The organism is Actinocorallia lasiicapitis (assembly GCF_054778695.1).
The window spans coordinates 1-2,611 of sequence record NZ_BAAGZI010000575.1 but is presented as its reverse complement, the minus strand read 5'-3'; the positions used below and the strand labels follow the sequence as shown (position 1 = coordinate 2,611).

At 72.8% G+C, this 2,611-nt stretch carries 4 protein-coding genes; 3 read left to right on the top strand and 1 reads right to left on the bottom strand.

Going from position 1 to position 2,611, the window contains the following annotated elements; translation table 11 throughout:
- Together ACYVE7_RS32365 and ACYVE7_RS32360 are read left to right on the top strand one after the other, a co-directional pair.
- The coding region (locus ACYVE7_RS32365) for a hypothetical protein (protein ID WP_460370171.1) at positions 1-729 on the top strand (729 nt) is incomplete at its 5' end.
- A gap of 43 nt (positions 730-772) precedes the next feature.
- The gene (locus tag ACYVE7_RS32360) at positions 773-1,357 is read left to right on the top strand and encodes an alpha/beta hydrolase family protein (protein WP_460370169.1); all 585 of its coding nucleotides are present in this window, start codon (positions 773-775) and stop codon (positions 1,355-1,357) included.
- Positions 1,358-1,431: 74 nt separating this feature from the next.
- Here the strand turns inward: ACYVE7_RS32360 and ACYVE7_RS32355 are convergent, their stop codons facing one another.
- Positions 1,432-1,635: a DUF5999 family protein gene (locus ACYVE7_RS32355; RefSeq protein ID WP_460370167.1), complete on the bottom strand. Its 204-nt coding sequence runs from the start codon at positions 1,633-1,635 to the stop codon at positions 1,432-1,434.
- 180 nt (positions 1,636-1,815) lie between these two features.
- Between ACYVE7_RS32355 and ACYVE7_RS32350 the strand changes: the two genes are divergently transcribed.
- On the top strand, positions 1,816-2,514 hold the full coding sequence (locus ACYVE7_RS32350; protein ID WP_460370165.1) for a (Fe-S)-binding protein: 699 nt from the start codon (positions 1,816-1,818) through the stop codon (positions 2,512-2,514).
- Positions 2,515-2,611 lie beyond the last annotated feature (97 nt).

Genomic DNA, 2,611 nt, shown 5'->3' with positions numbered 1-2,611 from the left:
CCGTCCCGCGCGCTCCTGGCCGGTGCGGCGCTCACCGCCCTGCTGATCGCTACGGCGGCCGCGGCGGTGGCCTGGTGGCCGGACGGCGGCGAAGGTACGGCCGAGGGCGCGGTGCTGCTCGACGGGGTCGTCCGGCTCGACCAGGGTTGGGACGGCTACGAGTTCACCCCCGACGCCACCGGCGACAGCCGCTCCATCCGCGGTTACGAGCGGGCCAAGGGGACCTACGCCGTCTACGCCGACCGCACCGACTCCGCCACCCCCGCGCTGTCCCCGATCCCCGCCAAGGCCCCCGCGTCCCCCGAACCCGCGCTCGTCGTCTCCACGACGGCCACCCCGAGCACCCTCATCGGGAGCGGCCTCGAGCTGGGCCTGCTCTGCCGGTGGAACGAGGACGACGGCACCGGCTACCAGTTCTTCGTCTCCGACACGGGCAAGGCCCGCGTCGCCCGGTACGCGACCGGCACGGCGAACCCCCTCGGGACCGGGAAGGCCGACCGGCTCGCCGAAGGCGAGGAGATCAAGCTCCAGGCGTCCTGTGTGACCGACGGCGCCGCGACCCGGCTGCGGTTCTGGGTGAACGGCTCCGCCGTCCTGGACGCCACGGACCCGCAAGCGCTGCCCGGCAAGGAGATGAGCCAGGTCGGGCTGATGCTCCTGGCCCCCGAGTCGGGCGACAACAAGATCATCGCTTCGTTCAGCCGGTTCACGGTGGCGCGGGCCTCCTGACCCGACGGCCGGAGCCGGATGGGACGATGGGGGAGTGGAGATCATGACGGCGGTGGGGGCCGCGTCCGTGCTGGTCGACGAGGTCGCGGAGCCGCGGTTCCTGCTCGTCCTGACCCACGGGTCCAACGGGAGCGTCGAGGCACCCGATCTGCTGGCCGTCCGGGCGGTGGCGCTGGAACTGGGCGGGGCGGTCGCCCGGGTGACGCAGCCGTTCCGGCTGGCGGGCCGGCGGGCGCCCGGTTCGGCGGTGAAGCAGGACGCGGCCTGGCTGGAGATCGTCGCGACGCTCCGCAAGGAACTGCCGGACGTGCCGCTGATCCAGGGCGGGCGCAGCAACGGGGCCCGGGTCGCGTGCCGGACGGCCGAGCAGGCCGGTGCGGTCGGCGTGCTGGCGCTGGCGTTCCCGCTGCACCCGCCCGGCAAGCCCGAGAAGTCGCGGGCGGCGGAACTGCGGGAGGCGGGGGTCCCCGTGGTGGTGGTCAACGGCGACCGGGATCCGTTCGGGGTCCCCGACGACGCCGATGCCACGGCCGTGGTGGTGCTTCCCGGTGAGCGTCACGAGCTCGGAAAGCATCCGGACGCCGTGGGGGCGGCCGTGCTGCCGTGGCTGGAGACCTGGCTGGTGTAGGAGGGCGGTGGGGCGGGAGCTCCGAGGGCGCGAGGCCCTCGAAGATCACCCCAATGGACTAGTCCGTTGACTTTTCAGGCTGCGGACGGGGCGATCAGATCCGTCGGTCGGTGCGGTGCGACGATTCCCCCGTTGGGCAGCAGCTCACCGGTGTCGTCGAAGACGACCACTCCGTTGCACAGCAGGCTCCACCCCTGTTCGGGGTGGTTGGCCAAGGTCCGTGCGGCGTCGCGGTCCGCTGCCTCAGACGAGGGACAGGATGGCTGGTGCGGGCACATCGGCGTGCCTCCGGTTTCTCGCTCTCGTAGGTGTGTGTCACTTGTCACGTTAGACGGAGACCAGTGTGCAACGGTTCGTCTCTCCGCGACATAGCCCGATGGGACTGTTGTTCCGTTCCCCCCGAGAACGCGCGGCGCGCGGCCCTACGATGAGGCGGTTCCCCATGGGGAGGGGCCCACTTGCGTGTTGCGTTGTTCGTTTCGTGTGTGAGTGAAGCGTGGTATCCGAGGACGGGTGAGGCCGTCGCGGCGGTGCTGGAGCGGCTCGGGCACGAGGTCGTGTTCGAGAGCGCGCAGACGTGCTGCGGGCAGATGCACTGGACGTCGGGGTACCACCGGGAGGCCGAGGGGCTGGCCCGGCGGTTCACGGAGGTGTTCGCGGGGCACGCGGCGGTGGTGACGCCGTCGGCGTCGTGCGCGGCGACGGTCCGGCGGGCCTATCCGCGGCTGGTCGGCGGGGAGCCGCCGCCCGTCCACGAGTTCGCCGAGTTCCTGACCGACGTGCTGGACGTCACCGATGTGGGGGCCTGGTTCCCGCACCGTGTCGCCTACCAGCCGACCTGCCACGCGCTGCGGTCGCTGCGGCTCGGCGACCGGGCGGAGCGGCTGCTGCGCGCGGTGCGCGGCCTCGAACTGGCCGAACTGGGCCGGGCGGAGGAGTGCTGCGGGTTCGGCGGCACGTTCGCGCTGAAGAACGCCGACTCCTCGGTCGCGATGGTCGCCGACAAGGTCAGGCATGTCCGGGAGACCGGCGCGGACGTCGTGTGCGCCGTCGACCACGGCTGCCTCACCCATCTCGGCGGCGCGCTGTCGCGGCTGCGGTCCGGGGTGCGGACGGTGCACCTCGCGGAGATCCTGGCCAGCACGGAGGCGTCATGACCGAGAAGTTCGCGGTGCTGGCGCGGGCGGCGCTGGCCGATCCGGGCCGGCGCAGGAGCCTCGGCGTCGAGCTGGCGGGGGTGCGTGAGCGGCGGGC

Excerpts from the sequence above, each read along its gene's own strand:
- ACYVE7_RS32360 (WP_460370169.1), top strand. The coding sequence starts at position 773 with ATGACGGCGGTGGGGGCCGCGTCCGTGCTGGTCGACGAGGTCGCGGAG.
- ACYVE7_RS32355 (WP_460370167.1), bottom strand. The coding sequence starts at position 1,635 with ATGTGCCCGCACCAGCCATCCTGTCCCTCGTCTGAGGCAGCGGACCGC.